This window comes from Anaerotignum lactatifermentans, assembly GCF_016902535.1.
GTDB classification, from domain to species: Bacteria; Bacillota; Clostridia; order Lachnospirales; family Anaerotignaceae; genus Anaerotignum; species Anaerotignum lactatifermentans_A.
Map to the genome: position 1 here is coordinate 231,627 of NZ_JACSNY010000002.1, position 17,096 is coordinate 248,722.

General features: G+C 46.7%; 18 protein-coding genes. 1 reads left to right on the forward strand and 17 read right to left on the reverse strand.

Features of this window, described 5'->3' with window-relative positions; genetic code table 11:
• Position 1 precedes the first annotated feature (1 nt).
• The 14 genes from H9X84_RS02570 to H9X84_RS02635 all read right to left on the reverse strand — a co-directional run bounded on the left by H9X84_RS02570 (position 2) and on the right by H9X84_RS02635 (position 11,812).
• The gene (locus tag H9X84_RS02570) at positions 2-712 is read right to left on the reverse strand and encodes an SDR family NAD(P)-dependent oxidoreductase (RefSeq protein WP_205132756.1); all 711 of its coding nucleotides are present in this window, start codon (positions 710-712) and stop codon (positions 2-4) included.
• Positions 713-769: 57 nt separating this feature from the next.
• Positions 770-1,192 carry a stage V sporulation protein AB gene (locus tag H9X84_RS02575; protein WP_205132757.1) on the reverse strand — a complete coding sequence of 141 codons (423 nt, stop codon included), beginning with the start codon at positions 1,190-1,192 and terminating at the stop codon, positions 770-772.
• Positions 1,189-1,812 (reverse strand): stage V sporulation protein AA, encoded by a 624-nt coding sequence (locus H9X84_RS02580; RefSeq protein ID WP_205132758.1) that lies wholly within the window; start codon positions 1,810-1,812, stop codon positions 1,189-1,191. The genes H9X84_RS02575 and H9X84_RS02580 overlap by 4 nt, the downstream gene beginning before the upstream one ends.
• A 99-nt stretch (positions 1,813-1,911) precedes the next feature.
• Complete coding sequence (locus H9X84_RS02585; protein ID WP_205132759.1) at positions 1,912-2,370, reverse strand: hypothetical protein; 459 nt, start codon at positions 2,368-2,370, stop codon at positions 1,912-1,914.
• Complete coding sequence (locus H9X84_RS02590; RefSeq protein ID WP_205132760.1) at positions 2,367-3,707, reverse strand: replication-associated recombination protein A; 1,341 nt, start codon at positions 3,705-3,707, stop codon at positions 2,367-2,369. Before H9X84_RS02590 ends, H9X84_RS02585 begins: the two co-directional genes overlap by 4 nt.
• A gap of 16 nt (positions 3,708-3,723) precedes the next feature.
• The gene (gene queA / locus H9X84_RS02595; protein WP_205132761.1) at positions 3,724-4,755 is read right to left on the reverse strand and encodes a tRNA preQ1(34) S-adenosylmethionine ribosyltransferase-isomerase QueA; all 1,032 of its coding nucleotides are present in this window, start codon (positions 4,753-4,755) and stop codon (positions 3,724-3,726) included.
• A gap of 9 nt (positions 4,756-4,764) precedes the next feature.
• Entirely contained in the window at positions 4,765-5,034 is a 270-nt protein-coding gene (locus H9X84_RS02600) for a hypothetical protein (RefSeq protein WP_205132762.1), read from the reverse strand.
• A gap of 18 nt (positions 5,035-5,052) precedes the next feature.
• Positions 5,053-5,355 (reverse strand): hypothetical protein, encoded by a 303-nt coding sequence (locus H9X84_RS02605; RefSeq protein ID WP_205132763.1) that lies wholly within the window; start codon positions 5,353-5,355, stop codon positions 5,053-5,055.
• A complete protein-coding gene (locus H9X84_RS02610) occupies positions 5,345-5,611 on the reverse strand; it encodes a hypothetical protein (RefSeq protein ID WP_205132764.1) in 267 nt (88 codons plus the stop codon). The genes H9X84_RS02605 and H9X84_RS02610 overlap by 11 nt, the downstream gene beginning before the upstream one ends.
• 2 nt (positions 5,612-5,613) lie before the next feature.
• Positions 5,614-7,224, reverse strand: coding sequence for a SpoIID/LytB domain-containing protein (locus H9X84_RS02615; protein WP_205132765.1), 1,611 nt, complete (start codon positions 7,222-7,224; stop codon positions 5,614-5,616).
• Positions 7,225-7,408: 184 nt separating this feature from the next.
• Positions 7,409-8,686: a serine dehydratase subunit alpha family protein gene (locus tag H9X84_RS02620; RefSeq protein ID WP_205132766.1), complete on the reverse strand. Its 1,278-nt coding sequence runs from the start codon at positions 8,684-8,686 to the stop codon at positions 7,409-7,411.
• 293 nt (positions 8,687-8,979) lie between these two features.
• Positions 8,980-10,404: a sigma-54 interaction domain-containing protein gene (locus tag H9X84_RS02625; protein WP_205132767.1), complete on the reverse strand. Its 1,425-nt coding sequence runs from the start codon at positions 10,402-10,404 to the stop codon at positions 8,980-8,982.
• A gap of 30 nt (positions 10,405-10,434) precedes the next feature.
• Positions 10,435-11,538, reverse strand: coding sequence for an iron-containing alcohol dehydrogenase family protein (locus H9X84_RS02630; RefSeq protein ID WP_205132768.1), 1,104 nt, complete (start codon positions 11,536-11,538; stop codon positions 10,435-10,437).
• Between the two features lie 19 nt (positions 11,539-11,557).
• Positions 11,558-11,812: a hypothetical protein gene (locus tag H9X84_RS02635; RefSeq protein WP_205132769.1), complete on the reverse strand. Its 255-nt coding sequence runs from the start codon at positions 11,810-11,812 to the stop codon at positions 11,558-11,560.
• A 158-nt stretch (positions 11,813-11,970) separates the two neighbouring features.
• On the opposite strand from H9X84_RS02635, the gene H9X84_RS02640 reads away from it, so the two are divergent.
• Positions 11,971-12,750, forward strand: coding sequence for a 3'-5' exonuclease (locus tag H9X84_RS02640; RefSeq protein WP_205132770.1), 780 nt, complete (start codon positions 11,971-11,973; stop codon positions 12,748-12,750).
• A gap of 50 nt (positions 12,751-12,800) precedes the next feature.
• Here H9X84_RS02640 and holA read toward each other — a convergent pair whose 3' ends face one another.
• The 3 genes from holA to H9X84_RS02655 are packed head-to-tail and all read right to left on the reverse strand — an operon-like array spanning position 12,801 to position 17,081.
• A complete protein-coding gene (holA, locus tag H9X84_RS02645; RefSeq protein ID WP_205132771.1) occupies positions 12,801-13,805 on the reverse strand; it encodes a DNA polymerase III subunit delta in 1,005 nt (334 codons plus the stop codon).
• Positions 13,762-16,125, reverse strand: a complete 2,364-nt coding sequence (locus H9X84_RS02650) for a DNA internalization-related competence protein ComEC/Rec2 (RefSeq protein WP_205132772.1) — start codon at positions 16,123-16,125, stop codon at positions 13,762-13,764. The genes holA and H9X84_RS02650 overlap by 44 nt, the downstream gene beginning before the upstream one ends.
• Positions 16,122-17,081 (reverse strand): GerMN domain-containing protein, encoded by a 960-nt coding sequence (locus H9X84_RS02655; protein WP_205132773.1) that lies wholly within the window; start codon positions 17,079-17,081, stop codon positions 16,122-16,124. The genes H9X84_RS02650 and H9X84_RS02655 overlap by 4 nt, the downstream gene beginning before the upstream one ends.
• Positions 17,082-17,096 lie beyond the last annotated feature (15 nt).

Here is a 17,096-nt window from a genome sequence, read left to right on the forward strand (position 1 = left end):
TTTATTCCACATAAAACATCCGTTTTGTCATGCCGCCATCCACCAGAATGTTGGCTCCATTGATAAAGTCACTTTCCTTTGCCGCTAAGAACAAACAGACACGCAGAACATCCTCCGGCTTTCCGACTCTGCCGGAAGGATGCTGCCGATGATCCGCTTCTGTCAAAGCATCATAGTCTCCTGTCTCAATCCAGCCGGGGCTGATGGCATTTACTGTAATCGGCGTATCCATCAGCGAAACACAAAGGCTGTTGGTGAGAGAGACGATACCGCCTTTTGACGCACCGTAGGCTTCCCAGTGGGCCTCGTTCTGGTGCCAGCGGGTTGAGGCAAAATTGATGATTCTGCCATAACTTTCCCCTTGATTTGCCGCGATAAAATACTTAGCACATAAAAAGCTGCCCCGCAGATTGGTATGGATCACACGATCAAACTCTTCCGCGGAAATCTCCCAAACAGGCTTTTGGAATTTGCTGATAGCGGCGTTATTTATTAAAATATGGATTGGTCCATACATTTTTCGTATCTTTTCATACAGCGTGGAAATCTCTCTTTCGTTCTGCAAATCCGCTTGCAGAAAAACGATTTGTTTTGAATGAAATTCCGCCGGATTAAGGTCAGTTGCTATGACAAAATATCCGGCTCTGGCAAAGCCTTCTGCCAACGTGCGTCCAATACCACCGGATGCACCGGTTATCAATACTCGTTCCATAAAAACTCCCCCTCTTTGATGATTGTTTTTATTATATAACGAAATAAGGCGTCTGCGCTACAAAATATAAAATCCGTCTATAAAAAAATACAGCACGGTTCCGGCTACCTTTCCTAAAGCAAAGGCCAGTAGAAGCCAGCGAAGACCCTGGGTCAGACGTGTGCGCCGCATCAAAATAGGCATGACGTTTAAAACTTCCGCCAGAGCGACGGCAAGCACGCCCACAAAAATACCGCAGAGCAAACCATAAATCCCTGTCAGAAAATTGCCCAAAGGAATCCGCAGGCGTGGATAAAAGGTCAGGCAGGCAAAAATGCCGCCCAAAAACATAGCATCCTCATACCGCGGGATAAAGCGTTCCGTTTTGGTTCTCTGGGCCATTCTGGGAACAATGCCGATGGCCGCCAGAAAGGTCACTGTTCCCGCGGCAACCATTGCGCCGGAGGAAAAGCCCAATATTACAGACAAAAATGTCCTCATTTTCCGCTCTCCTTTTTCTTTTCCTTGCTCAGCTGTTCAATGAGACTGTTGACGGTTTCGTTTTCATAGGTTGTCATTTCTACTTCGATAGGAGTTGGGTCTTTGGAAATTGCGGCAATGGAAAAATGATTAAAAAAGAGAAGAATTCCGGCGAGGAGTCCGACGGAATACGGAAGAATCAAAATTAAGGGCAGGTCCTGATTTTCGCCATAAAACATGTAGTAATAATTCCGAAAAATCAGCGGTAGCTGCGTATCGGAATGAAAGCACATGATCGTTGTTGCAGCGCCGCAGAACAATACCGCGCATACAAAAAGCACTTTGCCGAAAACAAAGATCGGATGTTCCTTTTTCGGCTCCGGGAGATATTCCAGCAGAATATCTTCCGCCCCCAGGTTTGAAACAGTGGCTTCGGGACAGGCGGAAGAAATGATTTGAATGAGTTCCAGAACAGAAAGAAGATATCTTTTTTCTTCGTCTTTTTGTATCTGGAATACCGGCAGACTTTCTATTTTCTGCTGAATTTCCTTTCCGGCATATACCTCCGCCACATCCCGCAGAAGTACCAGCCGATTTCGTACAATCTGAATTTTTTGCGACGGTTTGATATAAATATCCATAGCATCTACCTCCCTTATGGTTCCAGTATGCCGCGGATGATTTCTCCTTATACAAAAAACAGACATAACATTCTGTTGTGATGTTATGTCTGTTTCTATTTACCGTTCTGTATACAGCCCAAGTTCGGCCAGATAATTAAATACTTCTCCGCAGTTCTCTACGGCATAGGTATCGTTTGTAGTTTGAAGAATTCCCTCGTTTGTAGCCTCTCCCTGATCGTATACTGTCAATTTTGCCTCAAAGGAGGTATCCGCGCCTGTGATCTTTACAGTCAGCGCAGGAAGTTCCGGCATTTCCTGGGGAGCGCCTTCTCCTTCGGTTACCGTTGAAAGAATGAGAGCTGTCAGCTGATCTTTGCTGCTGTCTTCCAATATAAATTTATTTCCGGCAGAATCAGCCGCTTCTACCGTATAAGCCTGCGATCCGCTTTCTGCCAGTGTCCGCAGCTGCTCCATATCCCTGGAGAAATTTTGTGGTTTCGAAAGCTGATATACGGCAGCAATCACAATAACGATCACAATTACGCCAATGATGGCTTTCCATCCCTTTTTTTTCATGATCGATCTCTCCTTTCCGCTTGATCTTTCAACCGTTTCATATGCTCTTTCATTCGGTGTTCTACGCCATTATCCGTCATTTGATAATATACCGTACCCACCAGCTCATCGGGAAGATACTGCTGCTTCACATAATGGTTAGGGAAATCATGCGCATACAGATAGCCTGTGGCGTTTCCCAATTCCTTGGCGCCGCTGTAATGCCCATCCCTCAAATGCGGCGGAACGCCCTGGATCTGTATGTTTCGTACATCGGACAATGCCCGGTCAATGGCGAGATAAGCCGCGTTGCTTTTCGGTGCGCAGGCCACATAGCTGACTGCCTGCGCCAGCGGAATTCTGCCCTCCGGCATACCTACAAACTGCACTGCCTGCGCCGCTGCTACGGCCACCTGCAAAGCGTGAGGATCGGCATTTCCTACATCCTCAGAAGCGCAGATCACTACTCGGCGGGCAATAAATTTCGGATCTTCTCCCGCATAGATCATTTTCGCCAGATAATAAAGCGCCGCGTCCGGGTCTGATCCGCGCATGCTTTTGATAAAAGCGGAAATGGTATCATAGTGATTATCCCCATCCTTATCATACTGCAAGGCTCTGCGCTGAATACAGTCTTCCGCCGTATGCAGATCAATAAAAATCCTTCCGTCTGTTCCAGGTTCCGTAGTCAAAACAGCCAGTTCCAACGCGTTTAAAGCCGTTCTGGCATCTCCGTTGGCCGTGTCCGCCAAAAAGTCAATAGCCTCATCTGTAATATGCGCATTGTATGTTCCCATACCCTTTTCCTTATCCTGAATAGCTCGCTCCAGAAGGATACGGATATCCGCCTGTTTTAAGGGCTCCAGAGCGAAAATGACGGAACGGGAAACCAGCGCTCGATTTACTTCAAAGTAAGGATTTTCCGTTGTAGCCCCAATAAGAATCAGAGTACCGTCTTCTACATGCGGCAGGAGGGTATCCTGCTGTGTTTTGTTGAAACGGTGGATCTCGTCGATAAATAAAATGGTGCGTTTTCCATACATCCCGAGACGGTCTTTGGCATCGGCAACTGTGTCTTTAATATCCTTAATTCCAGCTGTGGTGGCGTTGATCTGCACAAATTCGCTTTTTGTCGTATTGGCGATGATTCTGGCCAGTGTGGTCTTTCCTGTTCCCGGAGGACCATAGAAGATCAGGGAGCCAAGCCGGTCTCCCTGGATAGCACGATAAAGCAGCCGATCCTTCCCTATAATATGCTGCTGGCCGACAAATTCGTCCAGAGTGACCGGCCGCATTCTGGCAGCCAGAGGTGCGTCGGAAGCCGCTTTTTTTGCTCTGTTATATTCAAATAAGTCCATGTAGAACTCACCTCTTTTACTTTGTCAGGAAAAGGCAGGCGTCCCCAAAGGAGAAGAAACGATATCTTTCTTTTACCGCTTCCTTGTAGGCGCGCATAACAAGGTCTTTTCCCATAAGAGCGGAAACCAGCATTATCAATGTTGATTCCGGCAGATGGAAGTTTGTAATCAGACAGTCAATGGCTTTAAACTGGTAGCCGGGATAAATAAAAATCTTTGTCCAGCCGCTGCCGGCGTGAACGATTCCTTTTTCATCCGTAACGGATTCCAGCGTCCGGGTACTGGTAGTTCCCACGGCAATCAGTCTGCCGCCGTTGGCTCTGGTACGGTTCATGATCTGCGCCTGATCTTCTTCTACTACGTAATATTCAGAGTGCATTTCATGATCCAGAATATCATCTGCCTTTACGGGACGGAAGGTTCCTAATCCTACATGAAGGGTGACATGGGCGATTTCCACACCCATTTGTTTGATTTCCTCCAATAATTCCGGTGTAAAATGCAGACCGGCTGTTGGTGCCGCCGCGGAGCCGTCATGTTTGGCGTAAACTGTCTGATAACGCTCTTTATCCTCCAGCTTATGAGTAATATAGGGAGGCAAAGGCATTTCTCCCAGTTCGTCCAGAATGGATTCAAATACGCCTTCGTATTCGAAACGGATGATACGGTTTCCGCCTTCAATGGTTTCCAGGACTTCCGCCACCAGCTTTCCGTCGCCGAAGGAGATCCGGTCGCCGGGTCTGGCTTTTTTCCCGGGTCGAACCAATACTTCCCATGTATGGATATCCTTTCGTACCAGAAGAAGCACTTCAATATGCGCGCCGGTCCCTACCCGCTCCCCATACAGTCTTGCAGGCAGTACTCTGGTGTTATTGATAATCAGGCAGTCGCCGGGCCGCAGATATTCCTTGATATCACGAAAATGGCGGTGCTCCAGCATTTCCGTGTCTTTGTGCACCACCATCAAACGGGAAGAGGCTCTGTCCGCCAGGGGTTCCTGCGCGATGAGCTCTTCCGGCAAATCATAATAAAAATCACTTGTTTTCATGTTATTTCCTCATTTTCTTAATAAATAATTCAGCGCATAGTCAATGCCAAAATATTCCAGCATTTTTTTGCGATAGATATAGGTGGCATCGTCAGGCAGAAATTCAAAACCCTCGATGTCATAATCGTGCAGCACATAGTGTTCCTCCATATCCTGAGAAACCGCTGTTACCTCCGGATCTGTATATGGTCTGCGGATATCCGTTACTTCCGCATCCGGGTCGGATACCGCCTGTATGATGCCTGTGATCTGATCGTCACGCAGTCGTTTTACAAACATAGATCTTCCTCCCCCTTTTTAGTGTTCCAGCAGAAACCGGATGGCATATTCGTCACCAAAGTATTCATACATTTTCTTGCGGTAAATGTACTCGGACCCTGCTCCTGCCCGATGAAATCCTTCAATGCGATAATCGTGCAGCCGATAGGTCTCTTCTGTTTCCTGGAATCTTGCTTTGACCTCCGGGATTTTAGAAAAATTCACGCAGTCGTCAAAGCCAGAATCATAGGCACGAACCTGTATGATCTCAACTTTGCCGTCATCTGAGATCAGATCCATAATCTCACGGATCTGCTGTTCCGTCAGTCGTTCAGAATACATTCTTTTCCTCCCTTTCCCACTGTGTGCGTACTGCTTCCCAAAGCTCTTTTTTGCCGCATCCCAGAAGCGCCTGCGCAACCTCTTCCATAGAGGAAACGCAGATACTTCTGCCGCCGCAGCGCAGCCCTTCGTCCAGAAAAAGCCAGATGCCCTCTGCCGAGCGTTCTCCTGCCAAATTCTCCGGGAAGAAGCAGACGCGATTGCCGTCGCTGTCCTGCCAGCCGTGGCAGGACAGCAGATATTCTTTCCAATCCATTGTTATCCCTCGATGGTTACACCTGTATAGTAATGTTTCAAAATATCCTGATAGCTATATCCCTGCTGTGCCATGTACTGAGCACCGTTCTGGCTCAGGCCGACACCATGTCCTTTACCTATGCCTTCAAAAACAAAGGTATCTTTGCTGTTGATGGTGCTGATATCTACGGAATAAACCTGATAATCCCCATTGGATGTGGAAGCGGAAGAAGATGTGCCGCTGCCTTTTACAGAGAGATTTTTCCCATTCAGATCAGACAATGTTCCTTCTGTGACAAGTGTAATGCCGCCGGAAGCCATAGCGCCGGCAAGACCGGATTTTGATGTTGTGCCGCTGACTGTTCCCGTAGAGGATGCAGTACCATAAACGCCGATTTCTCCGCCTTTGCCGTTAATGGTAAACATTTTGCCGGGCAGACTGCCGCAGGCAGAGGAAAAATAAGTCCGGATATTTTCTTTTGTCAATGTAACGGTTCCTTTTGTACCAACGATCTGAAGTTCCTGTATGCGTCCTCCCGTTGACAATTTTGTAATCTTGATATCTCTGGCAGAACCAATATTTTCTCCTTTCGACTGAAGAAGGCTGTTCAGCTGTTCCAGTGTCAGCGTTAATGTCCATGAATTATTCCCATATTCTCCCAGTTCGGGCACAGCACGAAGATACGGTACCACGTTATACCATACATTTTCACTGTTTTCCGTATATCCGCCGGTAGAAGCAGAAAATACCGCCTCGATGGGACTGCCATTATAGCAGATGATTTCCCCCGCCGTTTCATCTACCACCGCGTTGGTCTTTGCTGTTTCTGTGCTGTAACCTTTATATACCTGGCAGGCTGTTGTATCACAAAGCTGATACCCGCTGCCTGTATGGGCACCCAATTTTGTCATGGCGTATGTTCTGGCCGCAAGAGCCTGTGCTTTCAGTGCTTCCTCCTCATAAGAAGAAGGCATTTCCGCCGGCACAACACCGTACAGATATTCCTCAAGACCAACGATATTGACTGCTGTCATTGTGGTGCCGTTGCCCACAAAGGTCAAATATCCACGATAGCGTTTTCCCTGGATAGAGAAGGTATCATCCGCGCCCAGTCCGGCAAAAGCGAAATCAGAATCCGCCGGAACCAGAAGATAATCTTCTTTGGTACTGCTCAAAAGATAGCCGGTGAAGCCGGAAATCCGCTCCGCATCCTCTCTGCTGGCAGATTCCACTTCAGACAAAGAGGCGTTTCTGACATAAACAGACCAATCCTCATCCCCCAGATAAGCGGGAACCGCATCCAGCCCCATCTTTACGAGACTGTCCGCCAGATTTTCCGCCTCGTCCTGATACTCACGCAGATCCAGAAGGATTACTTCCTCTTTTATGGGTTTTACAGTGAAGCTGCCGGTGGATGTAATAGAACCTGCTTCATAAAAACGATCATTTTTCATGGTGCCCACCAGAATTTCTCTGTCTCCAATGGTGGATGAAGCAGCGTTTTTGCATACAGATTCCAGTCCCACACGAATGACGCTGGGCACAGTGTAGGCAAAAGCCGCCTGAGGAATTGACAGGAGCATAACGCCCGCCAATGCGGCCGCGAATATTTTTTTATGTAAAAATTTCATCAGGAAACCTCCGTTTCAATCTTTCAAATTTTCTCTGTAAACATAAGTATACCATATTTCTTTCCAATACACTATGAAAATTTCCTAAGATTGTATGAAACTGCTGCTTCCAAAAAACGGCAGGCGATCCAGATGGTTCGCCTGCCGTTTCAGGAAAAATATGTAGAAAAAAATATCAATGAGCTTATTTCTTTGTCTGCATGATTTCGATTACCTTCATATCAACTTCATCCAGACCTTCATGAGACAGTTTTGTCAGGTTTTTTACTGTATCTTCCACAGCTGTGGAGTTGATGCCGTCTGTTGCCTGAATAATGCTGTTGTCCATAGCGTAAAGTGCTGCGTATACAGCCTCACCTGCACAGATAGAAAGTTTCAGAGCGCATCCGCCTTTCGCGCCATCACAGAAGATACCGGCAACGCCGCCCATCATATTCTGTACCGCGCCGCAGATCTGTTCCAGATTGCCGCCCATCATGTAAGTAATCGCGGCAGCAGAGCCGGAACCAGCCAGTGTAGCGCCGCAGATAGGAGAAAGTCTGCCTACGTGTTTCTTCATGTACATAATACAGAGCATGCCGAGCAGTTCCGCACGAAGAAGTGTTTCTTCGGAAACGCCCAGATGTTTTGCTGCTACTGCGGAAGGAAGCATCGTTTCCAGACCCTGATTGCCGCTACCCAGATATGTCATAACGGAGCCGTTGCCGCCGCTCATGCGGAAGTCGCAGGCTGCCGCTGTGGTCAGTTTTATATCTGTTACCATATCATTGGAAAGCTTGCCAGCATCCACCATTTTCTTCAGGCAAGGACCAACACCGATGGCATATTTCTTTTCCAGACCACGTGCTGCGATGGCCAGATTCATTTCGATACCTTCCTTGATGAAGTCCAGATCTTTTACATCTACTTCATTTGCCGCTTTCAGAAAATCTGCGAAGGTGTATTCTGTAATATCAAAATCTCCATGAGATTCTGCAGCTTCTACTTTTACACGTTTGTCCAGTTTTACAACGCCGTCTTTTTCTGCGAATACCATATTGTCATGAGCATCTTCTGTGATGACATGAGCTTTTTCTGTGGCGTTTGTAGCAACACATTCAATATAGAACTGGCTGCTTTTCAGTACCTTTACGGTAACAAATCCCTGCTCTACCAGTTCTTCTCCTTTGGTAACGTGTTCGGGTTTGATATCGGCAAAAATTTCCATGGTATTGCCGGGTTTGCTCAGCAAGCAGCCCAGAACGCAGGACAGTTCAATCCCATTTGTGCCTGTGTTGGGAATCTGTACGCTGTAAGCATTTTTAAAAATGTTAGAGCTGATAACCATATCCAGATGTGTCGCGGGTTTTTCCAGCAGCTCACATGCTCTGGAAACGGTCAGACCGATGGCTACGGGTTCAGTACAACCCATGCTGGGCTGCATTTCACCTTTGATTGCTTCTAACGCTTTTTTGATATCCATAAAAACATTCCTCCTCGTTTGTTCTTTCCATAGATTTGCCTATATAAAGAGCAAGAAACGTGCCAAACAAAAAACAGCCGGTTTCGGCTGTTTTTTTCTGTATTATTTTTCAAATTTGAGAAATATTTTTGTGGAAATCACTCGATTTATAAAATAAATTGAAGTGTATTCACTTTTTTTCATTCTTTGCCTCAAAAACACTTGTTTTTTGGAAAAAATCAGGTTGATGCAGCAAGCGGAAAAATGGAACATACAAAATTCTCATTTTTGAAAACGCTTCTTATTTTTGAGAACTAAAGAAGACTGTATTTTTTTAGTTTCCGGTATAATGTCGCCCGGCTGATCTGCAGCGTTTCCGCCAGAGCATTTTTTTCCTCTAGTGTTGCGGAGGGCTTGATCAGACTGGAAAGCACTCTTTTTTCGTAATCCCCCAGTATTTCGTCCAGAGACCAGTTGGAAAATCCCTTTCGAGAGCGCAGGACGATGTGGTCCGGTAAATCGGAAAGCTCGATGATATTATTCTCCACAATATTGGCCAGATATTCCACAATATTTTTCAGCTCCCGTACGTTGCCCGGCCAGTCGTAGCTCATGAGCGTTTGCAGGGCCTGTGTGGAAACACCGGTAATATTTTTTCCCAGCTTTTGGTTATAGTAAGCGATATAATGGTCGATAAGCGGAGGAAGGTCTTCTTTGCGCATCCGTAACGGAGGCAGCTCGATAGGGATAATGTTCAAGCGGTAGTAAAGATCCTCTCGGAAAGTTCCCTCTGCTACCATCTGCTCAATATTTTTATTTGTGGCGCAGATGACACGGATGTCAATGGGAATAGGCTTTCTGCCGCCGATCCGTTCCACCTGTTTTTCCTGGAGAACACGAAGCAGCTTTGTCTGCACATGCAGAGGCATATCTCCGATCTCGTCCAGAAAAATGGTGCTTTTGTCCGCCAGCTCAAATTTCCCGATGGAACCATGTTTTCTGGCGCCTGTAAATGCCCCCTCTTCATATCCGAACAGTTCGCTTTCCACCAGATTTTCCGGAATAGCGGCACAGTTAATGGAAATCATCAGCTTATCGTGCCGATCGCTAAGATTATGGATCATCTTTGCCATGATCTCCTTGCCTGTCCCGCTTTCTCCCCGCAGAAATACCGTAGAATCCGATTTGGCTACTTTTCTGCCGATCCGCAGCGCCTCCTGCATTTTAGGGCTTTTTCCTACAAAGGACCATGCTTTTTCCGCCGTATGAACCACCTTCAGTTGTTCCTCCAGACGGCTTTTGGCCTGATCTGTATAAAGCTTGCTTTCCAGCAGTACACTCATATACTTTAAAAATTCTTCCAGTTTTGCCGTATTTTTCAGCAGATTTTCCCTCTGCTCCTCCTGAAAGGCAATAATGGAGATCACACCGACAACGGTCTGCTCCTGAAAAATGGGATAAGCCAGATTCGCCAGTTCCCGGCAATAGCTTCTTTTTTCACAGCCTACACAGTTGGGGTCCTCCGCTACGTTGCGGATGATGCCATACTCGCCTGTGGACAAAACCTTCTGGAAGAAATTTCCGTGAGAAACGGTACTGCCAATCTCAGCCAGATAGTCTCCCGTACCCGCCACACGGATCAGTTCGTTATCCACTACTGTAACGTCTGATTCCAGAATGGAGGCGATGGCCTGCACATAGGCCTGTATAAAGGGCTGTATTTTCATCAAAGGCGTCATGGCCTGCCTCCTTTCCATACTTCATTCCGATTACAGCAGACTTTTTTCGTAAACGGAAAGTACATCTTTTTCATCCAGTTTGTAGCAGGGGAAAGTCAGCAGTTTCTGGGGCGTTTCCAGAGCGCGTTTGGTATAGTACGCCAGATCTTCCGCAGTAAAAGTTTCAGGACAATCTAAAACATCTTTCATCAGCTGGCCCATTTCCTCTGTGGAAGCCAGACCGAGACAATCCAGAACCGCTTTTACGTTTTCGTCCTCTTTATCAAACAGTTCCAGATATGCCTGCATCAGCATCCCATTGGCACGGCCGTGAGGAATCCCTTTTTCATAAGTCAGGAAGTAGCCCAGTCCATGGGGAATGGAGGTGCTTGTCTGCGCGATGACCATGCCGCCAATGGCAGAAGCCATCATCAGTTTTTCTCTTGTTTCCGCTGTGTAGGTTCTGGCTTTCAAAGCGGGAATACATTCTTTCCAGTAGCTCAAACCAATTTTAGCCATTTCTTTGCTCAGCTGGCTGGCCGCCGTATTCAGATAGCTTTCCACCAGATGGCTCATAGCGTCTACGGCTGTATTATTGGTAACTTTTTCAGATAATACATCCATGTATTTAGGATCAAGGAAGGAAACGGAAGCGAACAGCGGCTGCACAATACCGTTTTTTGTACGTTTTTCGTGGAGTGTAATAATAGCGTACTGTGTTACCTCAGAGCCTGTGCCGGCGGTGGTAGGGATTTCTACAACAGGCAGTGTTTTCGCCTTCGGGTCATTGAAAAGAATATCGGAAGGCGCACCAGGATTTGCCGCCAGAACAGAAATGGCTTTTGCCGCGTCCATAGGAGAACCGCCGCCGATCCCAATGACGAAATCCACCTGTTCTTCCTGAGCCAGTTTGCCGGCCGCTACAACCGTTTCCAGATCGGGATTTTCTCCTACCTGGTCAAAAAGCACCCAGCTGCAGCCTACCGCCTCCAGAGCGGATGTGATATCCGCCTGTGCGCCGTTGGCCTTTGCGGAATGACGGCCGGTAACAATCAGAGCTTTTTTCCCAAACTGTGCCAGAACATCCTGATGTGCTTTCACACAGTCTGTGCCATAAAATGTACGTACAGGCATATAATAACCAAAGTTTTTCATTTCTGTTTCCTCCTCTTTTTTATAATACAAAATCATACCAATCCCAGGCCGCGTTCAGCACTTCCTTGGGATCTTCCGCCACAGGCTCCGCTTCCAGCTGGAATTCTATCTCAAAATCATGATAACGTTCTCCCTCGATGGTTGCGATCCCCTGCAAGATATAATGACCTTTTTCGCCGCGCAGAGTATCGGCCTCCATTAGCAGATCATCCTCTTCCAGATAGATCTTATTGAGCTCCTCCGCTCTTTCTTCCGGCGTAAAAATATGCTCCACAAAAACACCTCCCCCAAAAATCATGTTCTTATTTGATTTTACCATTGGCTTTTTCGATATACAAGCAAATTTCACTTTCTGATTGGCAAGAACCATGATATAATGTCTAAGGCAAACAAGAATTCAACGCGACATCACATTCCAGAAGGAGGCTTCTGATGCAGTATATCATATTAGATTTGGAATTTAACCAGTCCTTCCCTTTTAAAACCGGGAAAAAAACAGAACCCGTGGCGGAATGTCCTTTTGAGATCATTCAGATCGGCGCTGTCAAGCTGGATGAGAGCTATACGCCTGTGGGAGAGTTTAACGTAATGATTAAACCTACCATCTATCCCCGTATTCACCCCTTTGTGGAACGGATTACCGGCATCAAAGAAAGTGATTTAAAGGATAAAGGCACCTTTGCCCAGGCGTATCAGGATTTTCTGGATTTTATCGGCAAGGAAGATGCTGTTCTGTGTACCTGGGGGCCGGACGATATTAAGTCTTTATTTCGAAATATCCTCTATTATCACCTGGACAGCGACGCACTGACAGACCAGTATCTGAATATCCAGCCCTTTGCGTCTAAATATCTGAATCATGAAGCGGGACGTTCCATTGGCTTGAAAAACGCAGTCAGTGAGCTGGGAATCGAAATGAATATCCCCTTTCATGACGCTCTTTGTGATGCCAGGTATACGGCGGAAATTTTCCGCATTGTACACCCGGAAACAGTTGTACCGGAAATTTTTCAGCCTCTGGTTATGCTGGCAAAGAAACCCAAACGCGTCCGCACAGACAAAAAGGCGCTCTTTCAACATTTTATGGCGGAATTGAACCGGGAACTGACAGAAAGCGAAAAGAAGCTGATTCGTTCGGCCTATACTCTGGGCAGAAATCATACCTATGACATGATGCCGCCGCAAAAGAAAAAAGCGGAAGGCAAAAAATAAGCTGCAAACAAAAAAACAGGACAGTGGTTCGACAACCACTGTCCTGTTTTTTATTTTTGCCGGCTGCTCCAGCGCAGAAGCAAAAGCTCCACAGCCAGTTCTTCTTCCATTCGTCCGCCTTTGATCTCCAGATCTGTTTGAAGACAATCCCGCAAAGCCTCCTGCAGCTGTTCTTTGGAGAAACTTTTAGATTGCTTTAAATAATCTCTGACCGCAAATTCGCGAATCTCCAGTTTACTGGCGATTTCAGAGTTGGGCTCTCCCTGCAAGGAAAGAAGTGCCGTTTCCAAAATCAGACGAAATTGTCTTGTAACAAGAGAAAGCACCAGAAAGGGGGATTCCTTCATACGAAGCAGATTTCTGTATAATGTTGTGGTCTGCTCTGTCCTCCCTTCCGCTACCGCGCGAACCAGGTCAAAGATACGGGCTTCCAGGGAAATAGAGCAGACAGCGTCTACGTCCTCTTTTGTAATTTCACCGCTTTCCCCCTTGTAAGCAGTCAGTTTTCCGATCTCCCGCACCAGGTTTTCCATGCTATTGTCGGTGATACGCAGCAAATAGACCGCGGTACTGTCTGCCAGAGAAAGGCCCTGATCCTTACAGCTTTTTTTCAGCCAGGAGACGATCTCCTTTTCTGTCAGCGGCTTGAAATCCACAGCAATGCCATGTTTTGCGACTGCTTTATAGAGACGGTTATTTTTTTCCGCCTTTTCTTCTACAAACAAAAGGCAGGTACTTTCCGGCAGGTCCGACAGAAAATCCAAAAGGGCCTCTCCTTCTTCCTTTCTGCTTCCTTTTTGGAAAAACTCGCTATTTCGTACCAGCACCAGTCGTTTGTCGTTTAGAAAAGGAAGTGTTTCCGCCGCGTCCATAATGGCCGCGGCAGTTGCCCTCCGTCCTTCCAGTATGTCAAAGTTCATTCCCTCCGCACCTGGCGGCAAAAGCGCCTTTGTCAAAGTCTCCTCATAATTTTTTATCAAGTAGGTTTCACTTCCATAAAAAAGATAACACCTATGAAATTCTCCCTGTTTCCATTGTTTCTTTAATTCTTTCATATACTGGTTTCCTTTCTCCCCAGATGGTCCAGGAAAGACCGCCCGAAGGGGAAATATGTAATAAGATGCTGCCCTGTTCGTCTGTACGGCATACCGATATTCCGGCCTGAGCAAAACGTGCCAGTGTTTCCTGTGCCGGATGGTGATAAGGGTTATCCTGTCCGCAGGATATAACAGCCAGCTGGGCATTTGTGGCCGCCAAAAATTCCGATGAGGACGCACCGGCGGAGCCATGATGCGACACCTTCAGCACATCACAGGAAAGCCCCTCTGGTTCTGCCAGCAAAAGCCGTTCCTGTCCTTCCTCCAGATCACCGGTAAACAGGATATCCACATCAGCATAGGAATATTTCAGTACCATAGAACCGGCGTTGCTGCCGCCCTTTGGCAGCTGTGTATTGGCAAATGGATACAGACAGAGGAAATTTCCCGCTTCTTCCAGTTCTCCCTTGTCTCCTTCCTTCACAGTATATAACGGGATCTGATTTTTTTCCAGAATTTCCTGCATTTCTTTTTCCCATTGTTCAGCCGTGATGGCATAATCCGGCAGATAAACACCGTCCACGGGCAATGCATCCATGACCTCCAAGGCACCCAGAATATGATCCGCGTCCAGATGAGAAAGAAATATCCCGCTGATATGATCGACTCCCAAATATTCTAAATAAGGCAGTATCTTTTCCGTGCCAATATTGTCTCCCAATTCCTTTGTGGCAATACCTCCGCCGTCGACCAGAAAACATTCGTCGTTATAAGTTTGGATCACAGCGCAATCCCCCTGCCCCACATCCAGGAATGTAACGGTATTTTCTTTCTGGAACAAACTGTTCCCCCAGAGCTGTAACAGAAGAACTGTGCCAAAACTGCTCAGTAAAATGGTCTGTATCCGTTCTTTTCTGCCGCAAAAGAGAAAGACAAACAAAACGCCGTAATAAAGCAGTATGGTTTCGGGAGCCGGACTGCCGGTCAGGGGATAACAGAAGGGCAGTTTTTCTGCCAGCCGACAAATGGCTTCATAGATTTGAAGGATCATATATGCGCTTCCCGCCGCAAAGGAAGAAAGCGGAGTTGAGAAAAAGCCCAAAAGTACCGTCAGAAAACCGCTGCCCAGCAGCAGCCCACTGAAAGGTAGCACCACCAGATTTGCCAGAATGGAATACGGCGTGATATGGTAGAAGTGGTAGGCTGTTATAGGGAAGGTAAACAAAAAAGCGAAAAAGGACACCAGAATCATGTCCCAAACCTTTCCCAGAAGATCGTTCCGTTTGCCATAAAACCGACTGCCTGCCCATATGCCGATTACACTGAGGAAGGAAAGCTGGAATCCCGCGTTCCAGAGGTACAAAGGCTGTATCCAAAGCAAAACCAGAGCGGCTATGGCAATATTGTTGAGCCAGTCATGCCGTCTTTGCAGAATTCGCCCAACCAGGGCCACTGTCACCATAATGACTGCCCGCACGGCGGAGGGAGAAAAACCGGTAAATATCAAAAAGCAAACTGAAAATACGATCGTTACTGCCGCAGCACTACGGCGTCCCATATGAAATACAGATTCCATCAGCCACGCAGCCATCATTGCCAGCAAGGAAATATGCAGGCCGGAAATACAGAGAATATGCGTAATTCCAGCCATACGATATAATTCTTCCGTCCCTTCCAGAATATCATCCCTGTCGCCGGTAATCAGTGCTTTGACAACACCGCTTTCTTCGGAAGGCAGAACCTGATTTAATATTTGATCCACCCGTTCCTTTCCCTTATGCAGAAAAACGGAAAGATTATTTTTTTCGCCAACCTTTTTAAAATCCGAGAGAAACATTTTGCAGTCGTAACCCTGCGTACACAAATAGAGTTCTTCGTTATAACTGCCGGGGATCGTTGGCTTTGAAAAGGACAGCGCTTCTCCCCGCAGCTGAATCTCATCTCCCACCGTCAGCGGTTTTCCTTCCATACGGATGGCGTAGATACAAAGCGAGTCCCCTTGAAAAGCGTCTTCTTCAGGGATGCCTTCCAAACGAAGTTTTTGAAAACCGCCGGAAGTCTCTCCTGTCTGCGTCACCAGAAAGGAACCGGAAACAGGCTGTGTTCCACCGGCCAGATCTGTCGACGTTGGCTGTATGTTTCTCCCTGTCAGAAGAAATCCGGCGAGAACGAAAATGAGAAACAGGATGTAAAAAGGCCGTTTTGTTTTTGCAAGAAAATAGGATACAGCCACAACGGGAAATAAAATACAGACCAGACATATCCCAAAGGATACGCCTGATCTGCAATAGATGCCGCATATGAAAAATAGTACCATCCAAAGTGCCGGTCTTCTCATGATATTTTATCCACCATAACTGTTTTTAAGCTCTCCACTGCGGTATAAGGTGTACCGAAATCGCTTCTGCCGCGGAAGTTTTCTACTTTTTCGCCTTCGATCAGGAACTGTACACGGTCGATCTGATCCAGCTCACAAAGCGAATTGACCACGGAATAAATAGTCAGAATTTCATTTACGTTGCTTGGCTTTGTTAAAAATTCCTGACTCAGGTTTACATAGCAGATTCCATCACTGGTAGTGGTAATATCCCGCAGTTTTGTATCCGCTGGAATCGTCGCAAAAGATCCATTTTCCAATGGCCCGGCGATGAGCTGTTCCATGATGGTTTTTTCTCTGGCCTGATTTGCGCTGACTTCTACCACACGATCCTCTACGACCAGATCAGTGCCGTCTCCATTGGCGAAATACAGCTTCAGGATGGCATATTCCGTGGCGTCAGAAGAAATTTCCGGATTCAGCAATACATTCTGTCGATCCATGGGCCCAACCAGGTCCCCTTCTTCATTTCGCAGAGGAACGCCTTCCACAGAAAGCTCCACATGCTCTACAAAATCCAGAGAGGTCAAGGTCCAGACAAGAGCAGAACGACATAATACCTCCTGGGAATTTTTCATTTCAAAATAACTTCCGGAAATATTCACACGGGCTGTGGTATCCTCTATCTGTACGGATAAAAACTCCAGATCGTCCGGAACCACAGTTACCATGCCGTCTTTTGGAGAAGGTTCTTTCATAGAATTCAAAAGCTGCATAGCTGCCTCCTCCCTGGAAATATCGTCAGCTATTGTGGTTTTCTGAGCCTTCAGATCATAATTGGCTGTTGTGTAGTATATTTCCGCTTTATCGCTGCTGTCTCCGTAGATACTGCTGAACAGCAGTACGGCACAGGGAATCAGAATGATGCATATAATGATCCCTAATACCAGATTCAGCAGCAGCTTTTTTTTCCTCACAATCGAAACGCCTCC